We start from the raw sequence: 19,177 nt of genomic DNA, 5'->3' as shown, positions 1-19,177 counted from the left end.
ATGACAGTTCGACCCGAGTGGGAGTAATCGAGGAATTACTAGGTGCAGAGCATCTTGCCTCTGAAGTATCGGTTCACTCATGTGACTCATCTGATTGGGCACGGGAAGAACTAAAAACGCATTTTGACCTGCTTATTCTTGATGTACTGATACCGAAGAAAAGCGATGGAACTGCTAGCGCAGTGAATAGTACAAAATTGCTGGCCGATATTTGTAATCCTAGTAAGAATTATATACGCCCCAGTCTAACCATTGGGCTAACCGCAGACATTGAATATTTACGAGAGCACCAAGGCGAATTTCAAAAAAATGCTATTGTAGTCTTGGATGGATCTCTATCGAACATTGATTGGTTAGATACACTTGAAGCCCAAGTTAAAAGTATAATAGGAGCCAAAAGAAAAATAGTCCAACAGAATACTGACCGCGTATTAATCACCATACATGGGATCAGAACATATGGACAGTGGCAAGAAAGTCTTCGCCAGGAGATGAAATCGTATTCAAGGGAGTTTGAATACGTCGAGGTTAATTATGGTTTTTTTGATCTAATATCATTCTCAATACCATTTTTACGCTCAAGAAAGGCAAAGCAGGTTTCAGGGCAAGTATTAGCCGCTTTTGAAGCAAACCCTGACAAGCAAATATATATTGTTGCTCATAGCTTTGGGACCTATGTGCTTTCTGAAGCACTCAAGAACCATAAGGGCGACGCAGGAATCAAGTGTGTTGTCATGTGTGGGAGTCCAATGCCACATGGTTACGATATAAATCACATCGTAAACAAATCTGAACTAACAATAAACGACTGCGGAATAAGCGATGGTGTTCTTCTTGCTGCCAGATTTTTACTTTTGCGACTAGGTGACGCTGGCAGAATTGGATTTAGAAGATCGAACACAAGAAAATTTATAAACCGTTATTTTAAAGGCGGTCACTCACTTTATTTTTCCGAGTACAACGAAAGCTCTTTTTATAGTCGTTTTTGGACTCCATCTCTAGCAAAAGATATTCCTCCCTCCGCTAACGATGAACGCAGAGACTATTTCGGCCAAGACATTGTAGATTTAGGCATTAAACTTCTTACACTGCTGAAACCAATTGCCTATATATCCATCCCAATAATTATCATTAACAAGATCATCACTGTGATTCATTCATCTTAGAGGACGATATTAGGTGAAGCTGACAATACCGTTATTTTAATCATGCACCTCAAGTGTGAGGGTTACGAGAACGTTAAAATAACGTTGCTAAATGCCAAGCTTTCTATCACACGTTATTTGATACCTGCATGTGAAGACTCACGGACGACAGCTACGCGGGGAGAATTCTGAGGTTGGACGTCATAGCAGCCGAGGCGTCTACCTTGGCCAAGGAATAGGATAAATGATGAGGTAGAAATTATTATACCCAAAAAAAAATGTCGAAATTACGGGCAGATAGGGTCTGATTCGACTCCTGGTGCCGCACCATTTAAAAACAAAGGCTTGCAGCGATGCAGGCCTTTGTTTTTTGTGTCACACGTAACAACCCACGTAACAAGAGCCTGCTTTTGGAGTGTGACCATGGATTGGATGCAGTTTGTTTCAGCTCTAGTTTCCGCCGTCGCCTGGCCGGCAGCGGTTGTTACGGTCGTCTGTCTCCTTAAAGGCCCTATCCTCGGCCTCATACCCAAGATTCGAAGCTTCAAGTACGGCGAGCTCCATGTTGACCTCACCGAAGCTTTGCAATCACTCCAGGAAGAGCTGCCAGCTGCAGCAAACGAGCCGGACGCGCCACCGCCCAAACTTTCTGTACCACTCCAAATTGCCGCCGTCTCACCTAGAGCAGGGATGATCGCCGCGTGGCTCGAAGTTGAAGGTGCTTTGAACGCGGTGCTAAAGCGCGAGGGGCTGGATTCAAACACCCACGCGTTACCGCGACAGAAATTGGACCTGCTTCGCGATGCGGGCCACGTAAACGGGCCAACGTATCGGGCCGTACTACGAACATTCAAACTTCGCAACGAAGCGGTGCACATGCTGGATCGAGAAATACCCTACGACGATGCGGTCGCAATGGCAGATGTCTGCGCGCGATTGGTAGAGAGCATCAGCACCTATAGTAAGGCGCAGAGTGATTTCATCAGTGGTTGATCAACTGTTGCGCAGGATGCGGTATGCACTGATGGCCATGCGTGAAGGTGTGAGTATCTGCAGTATCGCGGTGTGATAGGCCGAGTTTTTTGGGCCTGTGCGATGTGTACGCGTATGACCAAACACCCCTTATGCGAAGCGAAAAAAAATTAAGGTTGACCCCTTAAAAGCCTGTCAGATTTGTCAGATTTATATTCATCTACTCTATAACCCTTGTATTTCAAGCCTTTCAGCGTTTTGCATCACTGTCAGAAAGCTGTCAGCGACCTGTCAAAACCTGACGAAACAGCAGTGTCAGATTTGCTGTTTTCAACTGCTTGATTTACAAGGGTTTTTTATTTTTGAGGGAGAAACTGACACAAACATCCAACCCCGCTGTCAGAGCTGAACCCCAGTAAACACGGGGCCTGCAGGGCACTCCCTGACAGATATCCATGATCTGACAGGGATTTGGGGGTCAACCTAAATAAACATTAATGCGGACGCCTCGAAGCTAATGCTCAGAATGCTCAGCCGCGCACTGATCAAAGGAAGCAAGCATGCGTAAGCCAGCGTCCCAGGCAGCGGAACCCATCATCGAAATTAAGAAGAACAGTTCGACCTGGGAGGTTCATTGGGATTACCAGGAAGCCCCCGAAAGCTCCGTACTGTTCAAACGGCAGGAATACTTGGCCGGCTACATTGACGGTTCCATGGATGCGTTGGGCATTCTCCCCGCTAACGTCCTCTGCGCCAGCAGCGTGACCGGCTCGGTTAAAAAGTTGACCGAGGAGCAGGCAACAAAGCTGCGTGACGCGCTGGAACGCCTGCTGATCCCTGTTGTGCAGAATGAATTCACGCGCCTGCAGAAGCTGAATGAGCTGCCCCACCTTCGCTTGGCCGCCTCCGAATCGGTGTGAAACTCCCTGTAATGGAGCGCATCGGCTACAGCCCACAGTATTCGGGGACTCCAGAGCAAAAGGGCGTTTCGGCCATCGATCAGCGAGGCGCCTTCAAAAGAGCCCATCCAAGAATGAAAACCCACAAATTACGGTGTTTTTCATTTTTTCGCCCAATGAAGCCGGGGGCTTAGGCTGTCCGCTGCTGAAGCACTCCCATAGCACTGGTGTGCAGCCGCACTGCATTTCTCTTCAAAACTTTGCAATCTGTGAAATTGCCGATCGCCTGCAGAGCCCCACGGCCCGCTTGGGCTGCAGCTTCGTTTGCACTACTTCCGACTTTGCACAAAAAAAGGACACAAACCCCGTCGGCGGGAGGGGGATAAGTGCTTTTTCATCGAATTTTTCTTATTGCAGCTCCTTTCTGGCGTGTCATAAGGATTCCGACGCTTGACTTGCCTAACGTCCTGCTCAGGACAAAAAGTGCTTGATCAAATTTGATGAGTTGGCCCATACTTTGACTGTAGCCACAACGTAGCTACATTTTTTGTGAGGGAGTGATATCATGTCCGCATTACTGAAAACCACTGACGTGCGTTGCCGCATCGACGAGGATTTGAAGGATCGCGCCACTGCTGTGCTGAATGCTTGTGGGTTGAGCCTCAGTGACGCTATGCGTCTTTTCCTCCGTCAGGTAGTGACAACGCAAGGGCTGCCTTTTGAAGTTCGTGTCCCTTCGGAGAAAACCGCTCGTGCGATGGCGCAAGCGCGTGAAATTCGTCGCCAGTTTGACTCGATCGACGACATGCTAAGGGATACTGATGGCGAAGCCGGAGAAGAAGCAAAAGCGGGCAGATCTGCCAAAGCAGTGCTCGCAGACGCCGGAATTTAAAAAGTCCTGGGAGCGCTATAAGCGTGCAGGCCGTCGGGATATGAATGAAGTCCGTGCTGTGATGACGACGCTTTTCTTGGGAGATCAACTACCAGCGGAATATCGTGATCATGCGTTGACAGGTAATTGGGATGGTTTCAGAGAGTGCCATATTGGAGGTGACTTCCTGATGATTTACGAACACTCGCGGGCTGACCTAGTGACTTTTGTAGACCTGGGCAGCCATGCCGAACTGTTTGAATGATGGCCGATGTAACACTTATCGGCCAAAAGGTTTCGGAGGGAGTGATACCCCCTGAATGCGGCCTCTCTAGCCGCTAAAGGTGAAGTAGTCTGAGCCCGTTCCTGGCTGTGCCACTCGGATAACTCAGGCTCCGGAGCTGCTGCTTGCGGTGATTCGCGGTTAACCAATAGCAAGCGCCTGGCAAGGCGCTATATAAATGCCAACCATTAAAAGTTGGCAGCGCTGCCAGCACGAAACAGGGCTACTGCCATGTTTAGGCTGCGTTTAAAAGTGGTAGAGGTGGAAATTGATCTTTGGGTCATAGTGTTTTTTGCATGCTGGCTCATCGATCGATTTATTTCCTAGGCATAAGGGGGCAGGGATACCTGCCCCCTCATCCTGATTACTAAGGACTGTTCAGATGCTTAAGCGAAACTACTCACCAGAAACAGAAGAAATACTTTACCATTACTGTACTGCAGAAACTTTTTTAGCGATTTGCACTGGAAAGAAGCTTAGATTTAGCGACATTAACTCCATGAATGACTCTCAAGAAATGCAGTGGGGATATAGCGTATGGGAGGACGTCGCTACTGAACTTCAGAGTGAAGTGGGTATTGCTTTCTTGGATGACATAGATGCAATTATCCATCTGCAAGCTCCCGCGGCTTGGGACTAGCCACCTGCTTCTCGAAAGCTGGCGATGTACTCAGCCAGTGGCGAGCCTATGCAGATGATGGTCAAGGCTATGCTATCGGTTTTGATTCAAAACTATTGAAAAAATATGGCTTCGATGCCGCTGGAAGTCCTTTATGATTGAAAAAAGCAATTTGAAGAAGTCAGAGATGCAATAAGAGCAATTTATCACGTTCAAAAAAGTCAAGGCCATACTCGTGACGTTGATTTCGAAACGATTTGCTTTCACCTTTACACTGAGCTTGCCGCATTAAAAAATCCCGCTTTTTATGAAGAAAATGAAGTCAGGTTACTTCATATGATTATCACGGAAATCAGTAACAATAGTTAAAGCTCGGGGACTCAGGCGGCACTGCATTCGGCCAAGAAATCCCGCCAGCAAATATATCTTTTGTGATGCGAGACAACTGCCCGGTGCCTTATATTGATTTAAGCTTCATCAGCGAAAAATTTCCAAATCCAATAAAAGAAGTTATCTTAGGCCCTAGAAATCCAGCTCTTGGCCTTGGCGTATCAATATTCTTAGAAACAGTTGGGCTTCCCTCCGTTGCAGTGAAAAAGTCTGTGGCTCCTTATCGCTAAAACCAACATCCTTCGGAGTCCATTCATGCCGCCAAAGACACTAAAAAGTCCATGCTCTAACTGCAAGATCGAAACCAACCATACTATAAACTCCGAACACCGTGAGGAGGGTGACCCTTCTGAATATCATTACACCCGACGACACCAAATTGTTAAATGCGACGGATGCGATAATCTTTCTTTTAGAAAAGTCTTTATTGATTACGAAAATGCTTGGCCTACTGGTGATAACGAATGGGAAACACCTACCGAAATTGATATATTCCCTCCGATAAGCGTAGCTAAGATAGATTATTACTTTCTTCCGCACATTGTAGGAAGTATCTACAGGGAGACTTGCGACGCATACTCTCAGGGATCATTGACTTTGACCGGCATAGGTCTTAGAACAACACTTGAGGCAATATGTAACGACCAAGCGATTGCTGGAAAAGAATTAAGCACAAGAATTACAAACCTTGCTACTAAAGGGCTTATATCAAAGAAAGACTCTACACGTTTGCACGCAATTCGGTTTATGGGAAATGATGCAGCGCATGACATCAAAAAACCCATCAAGAAAAATTTAGACGCTGCTTTAATTATTGTTGAGCATCTTCTCACGACGGTATACTTATTAGATCTTGAGACAAGCGGACTTGATGGAATGATTGATGAGTACGACGATTTCGAAAAACTACTCATAAAAAAGATTGCAGACTTTAAGGCTGGCGATTCCTACCCCATCTCAAAATTCTTTGGAAAAGACATTCGAAAAATAAGCGGCTCAACAAAAAAATTTGAAGACGAACTTAACAAACGAATTGCAAAAAAAGATTTTTTACTTTTAGGCATGGGTACAAAAGGCAAATTTCAGGGTTCTAAAGATGATCTACAACATTACACATTGCTAACGCCAGCATCGTCAAAATAATGTAGAGCACATATCCCCTATTGCTGCCTCTTACAATGTTACTTGTTCTAACTTTATTTTAATCAATGCCGCACTCTCAGCTTTCGCCGTGAATTCAGATACATCATACGGCGTTGGCCCAGGGCCTGGAAGATGGGTGTGAGCTGCGAGTTGAGCATTCATTTGTTGCACTAACTCAAGCAATTCACAGAGCACTTGCAATACATTTACGCCTTCTGAGCCCAACCAAGTTTTAGGCGCCACCAGTCGCTGACTGCCCCCCGCCACGCTCTTGCGCAGCCCCTCAATCCTTTCCTCCATGTCGCCACCAACCGTGGCGTTGTGCTTCTGCCCCACCACCAGGCTCAAGTCCCGCCCGGTCGCCTGGTGCAAGTCATCCACCGCCGCCAGGCTCGCAGATCCACCCGACAACAGCTTGAGCGCGCCCAGGGCTTCAAGGGTCTTGATGCCCCCTACCGACTCGGTTGAATGGTCGTCCACGGTCCTTGTGTGGCTCTGGTAACGCTCAGTGTTGCCCATCGCCTCCACTTCCCGCTCGATCGCCTTGTCCAGGATCTTTCCGTCAGTCTGGCGCAGCCAGTTGCCGTCCGCGTCGACGCGTTGCTGACAGGCCTCGCTGTGCTGCCACACCTGGTCCCCCTTCGGCACGCTGGGCATGCTCAAGCCGTGAGGCAGAATGGTTTGGATATACGGCTTGTGCGGCAGGCCGTAGGCAAAGCACACCACAACCTGGGTGCCTTCCTCGGGGAACGCATAGATGCCCATTTCCTCGCCTCCGGTGGGCAGCGGCAAGGATACGCCAGCCAGGATCGGCAGCTTGGTGTCTGGCTCGCCATCCGGTCCCATGACCTCGATGTCGACCGCGTAGCGCGGCCGGAAGTCGTCACAGATCCCGGCGCCGGCAGGGGCGTCGGCCACGGCGACAACCCGGGCAAAGCGTGGCAGGTGGTAACCGCCGGTGAGTTCGGGGAATTGTCGTTCTACGCTGCGGCGGATTGCGTCGTCCACCGGATGGCCATCTGGTTGTCGATGAGCGCCACACTAGTGATGCGCTCGCTGTGGTTGATCGTTGCACCTGGTCGCAACCCGGGAAGGGCTGCAATCATCGCGCTCTGGTTGCCCTGGTAGTCGTCGAACAGTTCCACCGGCAGCTGCAGCGGCGAGCGAACGCCGAAGAAGCTGTCGGCCCAACTGCCCACGAACACTTCTCCGTCACCCTGTTGCTGCCAGATGAAGTCGGGGATGTTGAAAACCCGGGCCAGGCTGTCCATGGCTTGATAGCCGGCGGCCAGGCTGTAGAAAACGGCGCCTTGACGCTGGCATACGGCTGTTCCGGGACGCGGAAGCGCAAACCGGTGTGCTGGCCGATCTCGACCAGGACGGCGCGCAGGTCGACGTGACGCAGGTTCAGCGGCAGCGGGTTGGCCAGAATCGCGGCCAGCTCGCGACAGAACAGCACTTGCTGGGTGCTGCTGGCCGTGGTGGAGCGCTCGACGTAGCCGATAAAGTGCCGTTGCAGCGTGCTGTCGTTGTAGCCGATATCGAGCGTTACCAGGCCTTTAACCGGGGCCTTTGGCCAGGTCGGAGAGAGCGTTCGAAAGGTCTTCCGGCAGGTTCAGAGATATCCCGGTCATGGCAGCCTCGATGGTGAGTGATCGTTGAGCATGTTACACCGGCAAGCACTCACTTGAATTAGCAGGTCGTCGCGACGATATTTCGCAGGGGCAGGAAGATTGGTGATCTCAACGCGCGTTTTGTGCTCAAGCGGGCGACCTACTGATTACAAGTCAGTTGCTCCCCTTAACTCCCATCACTCTGCCCAGTTGCACCCAATCCACCACCACGCTACCCTCCCCCCGTCGCTGCCAATTCAGCGACCGGGCCTGATAACCCGGCAAGATGCAGGCGCAACAGCGCCCCACAACCACGATGTGCAGGCGTTTTTTACGCCCACCATTTCGTGCAATGGCGGCTGTGCGTGGGAGGCCTTCGGGCCTGCCGGGTTCCTGTATCTCCGGTTTATCAGCCTGCGCACAGCTGCCACCCATTCGCCTGATAACGAACGTGGTAGCTCTCACTTGATATGGGAGTTTTACCGATGAACGCTCCAAATCCGTCTGGCCTCACTACCCTCGGCGTTACCCCTTTCTCGTTTCATTCCGATCAGCCTTTGTTTCGCGTTAACAGCGGGGTTTCCCTGCGGGAAGCGCTGTCTCACGTTTCTGATTTGCTGCATGTGGCCAAGCTGTTGGCAGAGGACGCTGCCATGATTCGGGATACAGACCGGTACGCCTGGGCTTCGCACTATCTGCTAGAGATGAGCAAGGCGGTGATTGATGATGTGGTGAAGGTGTTGGAGTCGCCGGGCAATAATCTGTAGGTGTGGCAGGTTGTGGATGTGTTGGCTGGGCCGTCGCCATCGCGGGCAAGCCCGGCTCCCACATTTGATCGTTGTTGTTTGTTTTAGAGTGCCTGGCTTGAAGCCGTCACCCACAAAAACGCCCCGAACCGTAAGGGCCCGGGGCGTTTTTGTTCAACCGCGCAGCTTAGTGCCCAGCACTCTGCCCACCGTCCACATGCAGAATTTCACCCGTCACAAACCCAGCCGATTCCAGGTACACAATCGCCTGCGCAATATCCCGCGCCTCCCCCATATGCCCCACCGGATGCAGGCTGCCCAACGCCGCATGCGTCTCTTCACCATGCATCGGGGTCTTGATAATCCCAGGGCTCACCGCATTCACCCGAATGCCGCGCTTGGCGTATTCAATCGCCAGGGATTTGGTGGCCGAGTTCAGCCCGCCTTTGGTCAGCGAGGCCAGCACCGATGGCACGCCATCAATCGCGTGGTCCACCAGGCTGGTGGTGATGTTGACGATGTGCCCGGCGCCCTGTTTCAGCATCTCGGTGATCGCCAGTTGGGTGATGTAGAAGAACCCGTTGAGGTTCACCGCCAACACGCTTACGTAGTCTTCGTGGGTGTAGCTGGTGAAGGGTTTGGCGACGAACACCCCGGCGTTGTTGATCAGGCTGTCGATGCGGCCAAAACGCGCCACGCCTTCGCGGATGACGCGCTCGGCGGTGGCCGGGTCGGCGATGTCGCCCGCCACGGTAAGGATGTCTGGGTCGGTCGATGGTTTGATCGACCGGGAGGTGGCAACCACGCGGTAATCCAGCTCGCGGTAAGCCTTTACCGCAGCAGCGCCGAGGCCTTGGGATGCGCCGGTAATCACAACGACTTTTTTCGAATTGCTCATGATGAAACCTCTATAGGGAAAATGGGATGGTTCAAGCAGCCACGGCGGACATTTCCCGCAGCATCTGTTCGTAGTAACTGACCGATTGCGACCCGGAGACCAACTGGCGGCCATTTAGGACCATGGCCGGTACGGAGTTGATGCCGTGCTCGCGGTAGAACGCTTGTAGTTCGCGCACTTCGTTGGCGTAGGCGGTAGAGCCCAGCACCTGTCGTGCGCCTTCAATTTGCAGCCCGGCTTCGGCGGCTAAACGCGCCAGGGTTTCGTGGTCGCTGACGTTCTGGCCAGCGGTGAAATACCCGTGCAACAGCGCCCTTTTCAGCTCCACTTGCCGCCCTTGTTGCAGCGCCCACAGCAACAACCGATGTGCGTCGAAGGTGTTGTAGAAGTGGCTGCGCTTTTCCAGGTCGAAGGTGAAGCCGATGGCCTCGCCGCGCTCCATCAGCATCCTTTTGCCGCTGGCGACTTCTTCAGCGCTGCGCCCGTATTTGCGCATCATGTGGGCCACGGCGTTTTCGCCTTCGGCGGGCATGTCGGGGTTGAGCTCGAAGGGTTTGAAGGTGAGTTCAACCTTTACTTCGCCCGCCAGGTTGGCGATGGCTTGTTCCAGCGCGGTGGCGCCAAGGGCGCACCACGGGCACACCACGTCAGAAATGAAGTCGATGGTGACGGGCGTGCTCATGAGGGGTTTTCCGCGAGCTGTTTGCGGTATTGGGTGGTGGTGATACCCGCGTAGCCCCAGTTATCGGTGTCGACTTCTTCGATGACGATGTGGGTCAGCTCGGGGCGTTTGTTGAGGACGCGCTCGAGGGTTTCGGTGATCTCGGCAATGACCTGGGCTTTCTGCTCCGAGGTAACGCCGTCGCGGGTGATACGTACGCTGACAAATGGCATGGCAAGGCTCCAGTGACTTGCCCATCGGTAGGGTGGGCAGGCAGTGGGGCCAATTTAAGAGGTTGCTTGAGGTGGATAAAGGTGGGGCGGCGTACTTCATTAGTGATGCGATGTAATCAATCAGGCCTGATGGCAGGCATAAAAAAACCCCGAACCAGTCGGGGTTTTTTATCGCCTTGATTCAGGCGCGACGAGCGATCAATCAGAAAACGTTGATCGGGTAGTCGGCGAACAGACGGATCTCGTTACCGCCAACGTTGTAATTGCTGGCGTTGTTGGAAACGCGCAACCACGACGCACGGGCACGCAGGCTCAGGTCTTTGGCCGGGCCGCTCTGTACCACGTATTTGAACTGGTTGAAGATCTCACGCTCGGTGCCACTGCCGCGGTTGGAACCGTCGTCAATGTTGGTGCCGCGCACGTAGGCGATGTTGTAGGTCAGGCCAGGCACGCCGAACGCGCTGAAGTCCAGGCCGTAGCCTGCTTGCCAGGAGCGCTCGTCCTTGCCGTTGAAGTCAGACCAGTAGGAGTTGGCCAGCAGGATGGTGTTGCCACCGTCGCCGATGCCGCTGTCCTTGGTGTTGTTGCGGTAGCCGCCGTACAGGTAACCAGTGTCACCGGTGCTGCGCTGGTGGGCCAGGGTGAAGCTGTGCGGGCCAACCGCCCACGTGGCGCCCAGGCTCCAGATTTTGTTGTCGCGGGCGTCGGCATCACCTTGGGTCAGCTGGGCGAAGCTCTTGTCCAGCTTGGTTTTGTAGCCGTTGAAGTCAAAGGTCAACGATTGTTTCTCTGGCAGGGCCAGCACGTAGTTGACGTTGACGTATTGCTTCTTCAGCACGTCTTGCATGTCGGAGGCGTACAGCGCGGCCGACAGGCTTTCGGTGAATTTGTAGCTACCGCCCAGGTAGCTGATGCTTTTCAGGTTGCCGCTGTCGGTGCCTTCGGCGCCTTTTTGGGCTTCCTTGGTGAAGTGACCCGCGTCCAGTTGCAGGCCTTCGATCTCTTTGGAAACGATCGAGGTACCGGTGTAGGTTTCCGACAACAGGCGGGAGTTGTCGTATTCCAGTACCGGCACGGCTGGCATCTGGTCACCGTACTTCAGCACGGTGTTGGAGATGCGCGCCTTGACGGCTGCGCCGCCCTTGGCCAGGTCGCTTGCCGCTTCGCCGCTGTCGCCTTGCTTGAAGAAGTTGATGCCGCCGGCGCCGCTGCGACCTTTACCACCGTCCAGGCGAATGGCGTATTGGCCGATCACGTCCACACCCACACCGACGGTGCCTTGGGTGAAGCCGGATTCGAACTTGCCGATGAAGCCCTGGCCCCATTCGGCTTTGTCTTGCCTGCCGTTTTTGTAGTCGCGGCTGATGTACGCGTTGCGTGCCGCGATGTTCAGGTGGCTGTCTTCAACAAAACCCTTTGATTGGGCCTGGTCGTCAGCCATTGCTTGCGTAGCGCTCAAAATCCCCAGAGCGATCAGCCCCATCCGTTGCTTCAACATTTTCTTATATTCCTTATTACTGGTTGAGTACGCGCTGTGACACCAGGCTCCGTGTTGCTTTTTCTGGTGTCGGCTTACCCGGATAAAAAAAGGCCCGCAGACGACTGAATATGCCGCGGGCCTTTTTTTATTGGGGAAGTCATGGCGGTTAGCCACAGGCGTTGGGGCGAATCCTATCCGCGCCCTTTACTGTGTGTCAATTTCGTGAATCTTCTGTATTTAGGCAAAAAAAGTCTAAGCAGCATTAAATAGCCATCAGTACACAAGGCTCTATCCTGCACTTCTCGGATCTTCGCAACCCTGCTGGCCACACATTGGTGCACTCGATGGCGTGGATTGAATCGAAATTGCGACTGATTGTCTCAGCCACTCGGCGAAGGCTTCGGGCTTGCCCAGCCAAGGGCTGATGTCGAGCAATTGAAGTTGGCCATCCTGCTCCAGCGCTAGCGTGGGAAAGCCCTGGCCGCCGATTTTTGCCAGCCATTGGCGGCTGTCCTTGATGTGCGCTTGAGTCTCATCACCCAGGATTTTATCGAAGGCGGCGTTAAAGACCTGAGGGTCCAGACCGATGGATTCGGCCAGATTCAGCAGCACATCGTTATCGGCGATTCGGCGACCTTCGACGTAGTGAGCCGTTTGCAAACGCGCCAGCAGTTCCTGGCCTCGACCGGCGATTTTTTCGGCGGCCAGCACAGCGGTGATGGGCGCAGCGGAGTCGAACACCGCAGTGTGGTCGCGCAGCAGGCCGTCGAAATAGGCCTGCCCGAACGGTTGCCCGGTGTATTCGGCAATGCGCCGGTCATGGGGCATCACGTAGTCGCGCAACTGCGGTGAGACAGATTGACGATTGGCACCGGTCATCATGCCGCCACCGTGCAACTGGATCGGTAACACGCTCCGGGCGGCATGCAGCAGCGGCTCCGCGCCATAACACCAGCCGCACAGCGGGTCGTAAATATAGTGAAGCGTGGCTGCCGACATGACGGGCTCCAATAGACGTTGATATTTGCAGATTAATCTTACGAACAGCTGGGAAAAACCCCGGATTGGCGTTCAGACTGTTTCGAAAATCGGACGAATACCCCTGAAAAACATACGCCGTTACAGATTTTACCCGCGCGTCAAGGAAACCAGCACCGCCACCCACACGGCCCCCCGTGCGTTATGTGCCCCAGTCCCTGCGTTCCCGGCTTGCCTACGAGTTGAACGACAGTTGGCAGGTGCGCCATACGTTGGGCGTGTTCACCCTCGACAGCGACTTCGATAACACCTGCGCCGTCAGCTACGACCCAAAAACCAACAAGGTCGGGCGCCAGCGCTGGCAGCAGCAGATGGGGTGGTACGCGGAGACCGGCTTGACGCTGGTGGGTGAGCGTTATGCCGATAACGCCAACACGGTGGCGTTGCCGGGTTATGGGCGTTGGGACGCACTGGCCGGGTTCCGGCAGAAGGAATGGGATGTGCGGGCGGCGCTGAACAATATCAGCGACAAGACGTACTACGCGTCAGCGACGAGTGCGGCGCAGATTCAGTTCGGCGACCCGCGTAGTCTGGTGGTGACCGGAACCTACAGTTTCTAAAAGGCTTGTGTGGTGAGGAGCTTGCTCCCTCACCACATGGTCCAGTGCAACATTGAAAACAACCGTCAGCCTTGCATCAATTCACACAACGCCTGCACCTCATCCTCGCTGAACAGCCCCACCGGGTACCGTTCGCTCATGACCCGGCGCGGGTCGGCCGTCCTGATCTGCCGGGAACCGTTTGCCTTCAACCAGAGCGCCAACGCTTGGACTGCGTCACTGTTCACCCGCAAGGGGTGGAACGTGCGCGTGTACATCAGGTTGATATCGGCATTCATTTCAGCGTTCTCTCCGACTGCATGAGCGGCTAACTTACTCAAGGTTTATGACAGAACCACTTAGTCATATACCGTGCTCTATGTGGCAACAACGATACAAGAGCTATGCCAAGTGCCCGGTTTGTCAGCAGTCGCACACAAAAAAGCCCACGCCCCAGAGGGGACGTGGGCTTGCTGTGCGCACGCTAATCGCAACCTACCCAATTACCGTGCGAATCGGCATCAGGCTGTTACAAGTGCACTCAGTTTTTGTGCGGGGCCGGTTGCTGCTGGGTCAAGCAGTGAATGTTGCCGCCGCCCAGTAACAGTTCGCGGCCAGGTACCATCACCACTTCGTGCTGCGGGAACAGACTCTGCAGAATCTCCTTGGCACGGCTGTCCAGCGGGTCGTCGAAGCTCGGCGCGATGATGCCGCCGTTGACGATCAGGAAGTTGACGTAGGAGCCCGCCAACCGCACGGTGGGATTGCGCTCCTGGGTGCCGTCGACCGGGTCCACGCCTGCGCATTCTTCCTCGGTGGCATACAGCGGCGCCGGGATCGGCATTTTATGCACTGTGAACGAGCGGCCCTGGGCGTCGGTGCTGCTTTGCAGTACGTCCATGGCAGCGTGGCAGCGTGCGTAGTTCGGGTCTTGCGGGTCGTCGGTCCAGGCCAACAGCACTTCGCCCGGGCGCACGTAGCAGCAGAAGTTATCCACATGCCCGTCGGTTTCATCGTTGAACAGGCCATCTGGCAGCCAGATGATCTTATCCACAGCCAGGTTGGCACTGAGCACCGCTTCGATTTCCTCGCGGCCGAGGTGCGGGTTGCGATTGCGGTTGAGCAGGCATTCTTCGGTGGTGATCAGGGTGCCTTCACCGTCGACGTGAATCGAGCCGCCTTCCAGCACAAAACCTTCGGTGCGATAACGCGGGCTGCGCTCGATCTCGAGGATCTTGCCGCCCACCTGGGCATCGCGGTTCCATGGCGAGTACAGCCCGCCGTCGAAGCCGCCCCAGGCGTTGAAGTCCCAGTTCACGCCACGCACTTCACCGCTGTTGTTGATCACGAAGGTCGGCCCGGTGTCGCGCACCCAGGCATCATCGCTGGACATTTCCACCAGGCGAATATTCGGCACGTCCAGGCGCGCACGGGCGTTTTCGTACTGGCCGGCCGAGACCGCCACGGTTACCGGCTCAAAGCGTGCAATGGCCTTGGCCACCGCCACGTGGGCGGCCTGCGCCGGCTTGCCGCCCAGGCGCCAGTTGTCCGGGCGCTCGGGCCAGATCATCCAGGTTTGGGTTTGTGGCGCCCATTCGGCAGGCATATGGAAGCCGTCGGCGCGGGGGGTGCTGTGCAAAGTGGTCATGGCGATTCAGGACTCCAGGGAACCGTCGAGGGTTTTAAGCGCACCATACAGGTTCGGACGGCGGTCGCGGAACGAACCCCAGGCGCTGCGAATGTGTTCAAGTTCGTCGAGGTCGAAGCTGTGCACCAGGATGCCTGCTTCGGTTTCGTTAAGTTCTTCTACTTTCTCGCCGAACTGGTTGGCGATGAACGAGGAGCCGTAGAAGGTAATGTCGTAGCCGTCCTGCTGTTCGTTGCCGATGCGGTTGCTGGCGACCAGCGGCATCAGGTTGGCACCGGCGTGGCCTTGTTGCACGCGTTGCCAATGGTCACGGGACGAGATGCGCTTGTCATGGGGCTCGCTGCCGATGGCGGTCGGGTAAAACAGGATCTCTGCGCCTTGCAGCGCCATGCTGCGGGCGGCCTCCGGGAACCACTGGTCCCAGCAGATGCCTACGCCAATCTTCGCGTAGCGGGTGTTCCACACCTTGAAGCCGGTGTCGCCCGGGTTGAAGTAATACTTTTCATGGTAGCCCGGGCCGTCCGGAATATGGCTTTTCCGATAAATCCCGAGGTTGGCGCCGTCGGCGTCGATGATCGCGATGCTGTTGAAACGTGCACGGCCGGCCAGTTCGTAAAAGCTGATGGGCAGCACCACTTGCAGTTCCCGGGCGACTTTCTGGAAGTGCTTGATCGCGACGTTATCTTCCACCGTAGTCGCCAGTTGCAGGTAGTCGGGGTTCGGCTTCTGGCAGAAGTACGGGGCCTCGAACAGCTCCTGGATCAGGATGATCTGCGCGCCCTTGGCCGCGGCCTCGCGCACGCGCTTTTCAGCGGTTGCAAGATTTGCTTCAAGGTCCCAGGAACAGGCCATCTGGGTCGCGGCAACGGTAACGATACGGCTCATGAATCATCTCCTCGGCGGCGGGCAAGTGCACGTCTTTATAGCGGATAAAAATCGGCTTTCAAAGCAAATAATTATCCAGCCATCGAAAAATCATCATATTTTACCGATAACAATCGAACTTACTGTTACAGATCTTCTTTCAACACCTTCGCCAGCATGTCCACGAAGAAATCCACACTGCGCCGCGAAGTGACCATCGGCGGCTTGATCTTGAGGATGTTCAGATAATCGCCAGTGGGCTGCATGAAGATCCCCAGTTCCCGCAGCCGATCACACAACAGCGCGGTCTCTTCGGTGGCCGGTTCCAGGGTTTGCCGATCGCGGACAAGTTCCAGCCCCAGGTAAAACCCGGAACCGTGCACCGCCCCCACTAATGGATGGTGCTCGACCAGCGCCTCCAGCCGCGCCTTGAAATAACCGCCCACCACTTGGGCGTTTTCCCAGAGTTTTTCTTCCTCCATCACGTCCAGCACCGCCATGCCGATTTGGCAACTCACCGGGCTGCCTCCCGACGACGAGAAGAAGTAACCCTCGGCCTCCAGCGCCTCGGCGATTTCCCGGCGGGTAATTACCGCGCCCAACGGCTGCCCGTTGCCCATGCCTTTGGCCATGGTGATGATGTCCGGCACCACGCCCTGCTCTTCAAACCCCCAGAAAAAATCGCCCATGCGGCCGTAGCCCACCTGCACTTCATCGGCGATGCACACGCCGCCCTGTTCCCGCACCAAGGCGTACACCTGCTGCAAATAGCCGGGTGGCAGGGAAATCCCGCCGGCATTGCCGTACACCGGCTCACAAATAAAGCCTGCCAACTGACGTTGCTGCGCGGCGATTTTCGCCAGGTTGTGTTCCACGCTGCGCACGTAGTCGGGCGCACTGTCTGGCCCGCGAAACTCACCGCGATAGGTATTGGGTGCGGTGACCGGGTGCACCCAGTCCGGGCGGCTGCTCAAGGCCTGGGGGTTGTCGGCGATCGAGGTGGACACCGCATCTGCCGCCACCGACCAGCCGTGGTACGCCTCCAGCACGCTGAGCATGTCGCGCCCGCCGCTGTAGGCCCATGCCAGGCGAATCGCCAGGTCGTTGGCTTCGGTGCCGCTGTTGACCAGGAACACCCGGTCCATGGAGCCCGGCGCCAAGGCCAGCAAGCGCTCGGAGAATTCGGCAATCGCCGCATAGTGAAAGCGCGAGTTGGTGTTGAGCAGCGACCATTGCCGCGCCGCCACCTGCGCCATGCGCGGGTGGCCGTGGCCCAGCACCGCGACGTTGTTGAGCATGTCGAGGTAGGAGCGGCCCTGCATGTCGATCAGGTGGTTGCGCCAGCCGCGCTCGATGCGTGGCGGGTCGAGGTAATAGTGCTTCTGCGAACGGGCGAAGCTGGCGTCGCGGCGGGCCAGCAGGGCTTTGGGGTCCAACTCCGGCTCGGCGTCGCAGGCCAGTCCCAGCAAAGTAGCCGGGGATGGGCACACAGCTTGCCATGCCGCTGCCCGGGAAGGCGCGCAGAACAGGGGCGGCTCAAGCTCGGCGCGGCACAGTTGTACCGTCAGCGGCGCAGCAACCTCGCCAAGCACTTGGCCTTTTACCACCGCGGCACCGTGCTGCAACAAGGCTTTCACGCCCCACAACCGAACGCTCAACTGCGCGCTGTGCAGGCATAGCAGACCATCGGCGGCGTAGTGCACGGTGCCGCCAAACGGTGCTTCCACCGCAGCGCCCAGTGGCATGTGCAGTTCTACGTGAAGCGCGAAGGTGTCCGGCTCGCTTGAGCTGTCGGGCTGGGTGCGAGACAGTCGATATTGGCCATAACGGCTGGCCGCCAGCCCATGTACCAGAGCCGCCTCCTCTAATATCCGCCGATCAATCCCTTCCTGCTGCCAATTTCCCGCTTCGAAATGCGGGCTGAGTACGCCCAGGTCGATCAGCGCGAACTCCCGTCCCACCAACCCCGGCAACAACGGTGCAAAGCCCGCCCCGGCAATCGGCGGTAACTCGGCACCCACACACCCCAAGATCGCCGCCTCCATCAGTTCAAAAGGCACCGAGGTGGCCACCTGGAAAATTTCCCACTCATGCGCGGCGTTCTTCAACAGGTAGGCGTTATCCGGATCCAGGCTCTGTTGCTGTTCGCTGCTCAGGACCAACACCGCAGCCCGTGCCACGATCAAAGGCCACAACACCTGCAACTCTGCCGGCTGCATCGGGGTGACCGCGTGGCAAGCCTGGATCGCCGGCAAAATGGCGAACGGATCGCCCTGGGCATGGTGCAACAGCGCCGCGCAAGTCACCGACAGGTCGGCAATGCGCCAAGTGCGTACCAGGTCGCCAAAGTCGATCACACCCTGGACCTGCCAATGCCGCCGGGCGTCACGCTGCCAGACGACATTGTCATCGGTGATGTCCATGTGCACGGCTTGCCACGGCAATTGGTCCGCCAAGGGCCGCACACGACTTCCGACCTGTTCCACCACGCGCTCAAGCGCGGCCCGCTGCGGAAGGTTTTCGAGGGTCGACAGCAAATGCGTGATCAGCTCAAGGGCATGACGCGGGTCCCATTGCAGGGTACGTTCCAGGCCCGGATGCTCGAAGCCGGCCAACGCCAGGCTCATGCGCCCGCAAAGCTCGCCGAACCCTGCGATGATTTCGCGTCCCAGATGCGGCAGATGGGTCAGCGGCTGGCCGTCGATATACTCCAGTAGCCGCAGATGCACCGTTTGCCCAGCGACCCTTTCGGTCAGTATCGCTTGGCCGTTAAGCGCCGCGATCACCCTGGGCACCCGCACATCCGAATGTGCCTGCAAGTGCTTGAGGGCGGCGTGCTGGGCCTGCAGCTCGACGGCGGCGTAGTCGCCCCGGCAGATCTTCAGCACACACCGTCCACGGTCACTGTCGACGCGGTAATTGAGGTCTTGCTGGCTGCCCAGGGAATGCAACGCCCCACCGAGGCCGTAATGCTGCTCAAGTAGCTGCGCCGCAGGCACAGGCCCCACCTGCGGGCATGGCAGGCTGGCGCGATGAATCAACGTGGCGAGCAACATGTGACGACCTCGGCTTTTTATCAGGCGCTTATATCGCCATTGTGCCGAACGTTACGCAACCCCTTCGAATCAGGTGTTT

20 protein-coding genes and 2 pseudogenes are annotated in these 19,177 nt (G+C 55.6%); 10 read left to right on the top strand and 12 right to left on the bottom strand.

Annotated elements, in window-relative coordinates:
• Positions 1-17 precede the first annotated feature (17 nt).
• The 8 genes from RGV33_RS01435 to RGV33_RS01405 all read left to right on the top strand — a co-directional run bounded on the left by RGV33_RS01435 (position 18) and on the right by RGV33_RS01405 (position 6,322).
• Complete coding sequence (locus tag RGV33_RS01435; RefSeq protein ID WP_322142810.1) at positions 18-1,166, top strand: hypothetical protein; 1,149 nt, start codon at positions 18-20, stop codon at positions 1,164-1,166.
• Positions 1,167-1,568: 402 nt separating this feature from the next.
• Positions 1,569-2,138, top strand: coding sequence for a hypothetical protein (locus RGV33_RS01430; protein ID WP_322142809.1), 570 nt, complete (start codon positions 1,569-1,571; stop codon positions 2,136-2,138).
• Positions 2,139-2,677: 539 nt separating this feature from the next.
• The gene (locus tag RGV33_RS01425) at positions 2,678-3,037 is read left to right on the top strand and encodes a hypothetical protein (protein WP_322142808.1); all 360 of its coding nucleotides are present in this window, start codon (positions 2,678-2,680) and stop codon (positions 3,035-3,037) included.
• Positions 3,038-3,581: 544 nt separating this feature from the next.
• Positions 3,582-3,908 (top strand): type II toxin-antitoxin system RelB/DinJ family antitoxin, encoded by a 327-nt coding sequence (locus tag RGV33_RS01420; protein ID WP_322142807.1) that lies wholly within the window; start codon positions 3,582-3,584, stop codon positions 3,906-3,908.
• Entirely contained in the window at positions 3,838-4,152 is a 315-nt protein-coding gene (locus tag RGV33_RS01415; protein WP_322142806.1) for a type II toxin-antitoxin system YafQ family toxin, read from the top strand. Before RGV33_RS01420 ends, RGV33_RS01415 begins: the two co-directional genes overlap by 71 nt.
• Positions 4,153-4,552: 400 nt before the next feature.
• Positions 4,553-4,810, top strand: a complete 258-nt coding sequence (locus RGV33_RS01410; RefSeq protein ID WP_322142805.1) for a hypothetical protein — start codon at positions 4,553-4,555, stop codon at positions 4,808-4,810.
• The gene (locus RGV33_RS34115) at positions 4,801-4,947 is read left to right on the top strand and encodes a DUF2971 domain-containing protein (RefSeq protein WP_416152053.1); all 147 of its coding nucleotides are present in this window, start codon (positions 4,801-4,803) and stop codon (positions 4,945-4,947) included. The genes RGV33_RS01410 and RGV33_RS34115 overlap by 10 nt, the downstream gene beginning before the upstream one ends.
• Before the next feature lie 487 nt (positions 4,948-5,434).
• On the top strand, positions 5,435-6,322 hold the full coding sequence (locus RGV33_RS01405; protein WP_322142804.1) for a DUF4145 domain-containing protein: 888 nt from the start codon (positions 5,435-5,437) through the stop codon (positions 6,320-6,322).
• 30 nt (positions 6,323-6,352) lie between these two features.
• On the opposite strand, the gene RGV33_RS01400 is transcribed toward RGV33_RS01405, so the two are convergent.
• From RGV33_RS01400 to RGV33_RS34110, 3 genes and pseudogenes are all read right to left on the bottom strand, one after another.
• On the bottom strand, positions 6,353-7,330 hold the full coding sequence (locus RGV33_RS01400; protein ID WP_322142803.1) for a hypothetical protein: 978 nt from the start codon (positions 7,328-7,330) through the stop codon (positions 6,353-6,355).
• Positions 7,303-7,886 (bottom strand): annotated as a pseudogene (locus RGV33_RS01395) (hypothetical protein); the annotation flags it as partial. The pseudogene RGV33_RS01395 and the gene RGV33_RS01400, both read right to left, overlap by 28 nt.
• Positions 7,885-7,956, bottom strand: a pseudogene (locus RGV33_RS34110) (CopG family transcriptional regulator); the annotation flags it as partial. The pseudogenes RGV33_RS01395 and RGV33_RS34110, both read right to left, overlap by 2 nt.
• A 464-nt stretch (positions 7,957-8,420) precedes the next feature.
• On the opposite strand from RGV33_RS34110, the gene RGV33_RS01390 reads away from it, so the two are divergent.
• Positions 8,421-8,702, top strand: coding sequence for a DUF3077 domain-containing protein (locus tag RGV33_RS01390; protein WP_322142802.1), 282 nt, complete (start codon positions 8,421-8,423; stop codon positions 8,700-8,702).
• Between the two features lie 166 nt (positions 8,703-8,868).
• Here RGV33_RS01390 and RGV33_RS01385 read toward each other — a convergent pair whose 3' ends face one another.
• From RGV33_RS01385 to RGV33_RS01365, 5 genes are all read right to left on the bottom strand, one after another.
• Complete coding sequence (locus RGV33_RS01385) at positions 8,869-9,579, bottom strand: SDR family NAD(P)-dependent oxidoreductase (protein WP_322142801.1); 711 nt, start codon at positions 9,577-9,579, stop codon at positions 8,869-8,871.
• A gap of 31 nt (positions 9,580-9,610) precedes the next feature.
• Positions 9,611-10,261: a DsbA family oxidoreductase gene (locus RGV33_RS01380; RefSeq protein ID WP_322142800.1), complete on the bottom strand. Its 651-nt coding sequence runs from the start codon at positions 10,259-10,261 to the stop codon at positions 9,611-9,613.
• Entirely contained in the window at positions 10,258-10,473 is a 216-nt protein-coding gene (locus RGV33_RS01375) for a tautomerase family protein (RefSeq protein ID WP_088424356.1), read from the bottom strand. Before RGV33_RS01375 ends, RGV33_RS01380 begins: the two co-directional genes overlap by 4 nt.
• Positions 10,474-10,675: 202 nt before the next feature.
• The gene (locus RGV33_RS01370) at positions 10,676-11,971 is read right to left on the bottom strand and encodes an OprD family porin (protein ID WP_322142799.1); all 1,296 of its coding nucleotides are present in this window, start codon (positions 11,969-11,971) and stop codon (positions 10,676-10,678) included.
• A gap of 270 nt (positions 11,972-12,241) precedes the next feature.
• Positions 12,242-12,952, bottom strand: coding sequence for a DsbA family protein (locus RGV33_RS01365; RefSeq protein WP_322142798.1), 711 nt, complete (start codon positions 12,950-12,952; stop codon positions 12,242-12,244).
• A 176-nt stretch (positions 12,953-13,128) separates the two neighbouring features.
• Here RGV33_RS01365 and RGV33_RS01360 point away from each other — a divergent pair, with 176 nt between their 5' ends.
• Positions 13,129-13,551, top strand: coding sequence for a TonB-dependent receptor domain-containing protein (locus tag RGV33_RS01360; RefSeq protein WP_416152052.1), 423 nt, complete (start codon positions 13,129-13,131; stop codon positions 13,549-13,551).
• Positions 13,552-13,616: 65 nt separating this feature from the next.
• Here RGV33_RS01360 and RGV33_RS01355 read toward each other — a convergent pair whose 3' ends face one another.
• The 4 genes from RGV33_RS01355 to RGV33_RS01340 form a co-directional block, all read right to left on the bottom strand.
• Positions 13,617-13,829: a hypothetical protein gene (locus RGV33_RS01355; protein WP_322142797.1), complete on the bottom strand. Its 213-nt coding sequence runs from the start codon at positions 13,827-13,829 to the stop codon at positions 13,617-13,619.
• A 242-nt stretch (positions 13,830-14,071) separates the two neighbouring features.
• The gene (gene aguA / locus RGV33_RS01350) at positions 14,072-15,178 is read right to left on the bottom strand and encodes an agmatine deiminase (protein ID WP_322142796.1); all 1,107 of its coding nucleotides are present in this window, start codon (positions 15,176-15,178) and stop codon (positions 14,072-14,074) included.
• 6 nt (positions 15,179-15,184) lie between these two features.
• Positions 15,185-16,063: an N-carbamoylputrescine amidase gene (gene aguB, locus RGV33_RS01345; RefSeq protein WP_322142795.1), complete on the bottom strand. Its 879-nt coding sequence runs from the start codon at positions 16,061-16,063 to the stop codon at positions 15,185-15,187.
• A gap of 125 nt (positions 16,064-16,188) precedes the next feature.
• The gene (locus RGV33_RS01340) at positions 16,189-19,098 is read right to left on the bottom strand and encodes an aminotransferase (RefSeq protein WP_322142794.1); all 2,910 of its coding nucleotides are present in this window, start codon (positions 19,096-19,098) and stop codon (positions 16,189-16,191) included.
• Between the last annotated feature and the right edge of the window lie 79 nt (positions 19,099-19,177).

It is taken from the genome of Pseudomonas sp. Bout1, from assembly GCF_034314165.1.
Taxonomy (GTDB): Bacteria; Pseudomonadota; Gammaproteobacteria; order Pseudomonadales; family Pseudomonadaceae; genus Aquipseudomonas.
Note: the sequence above shows the minus strand (reverse complement) of the source record. Positions and strands in the feature narration are given on the sequence as shown.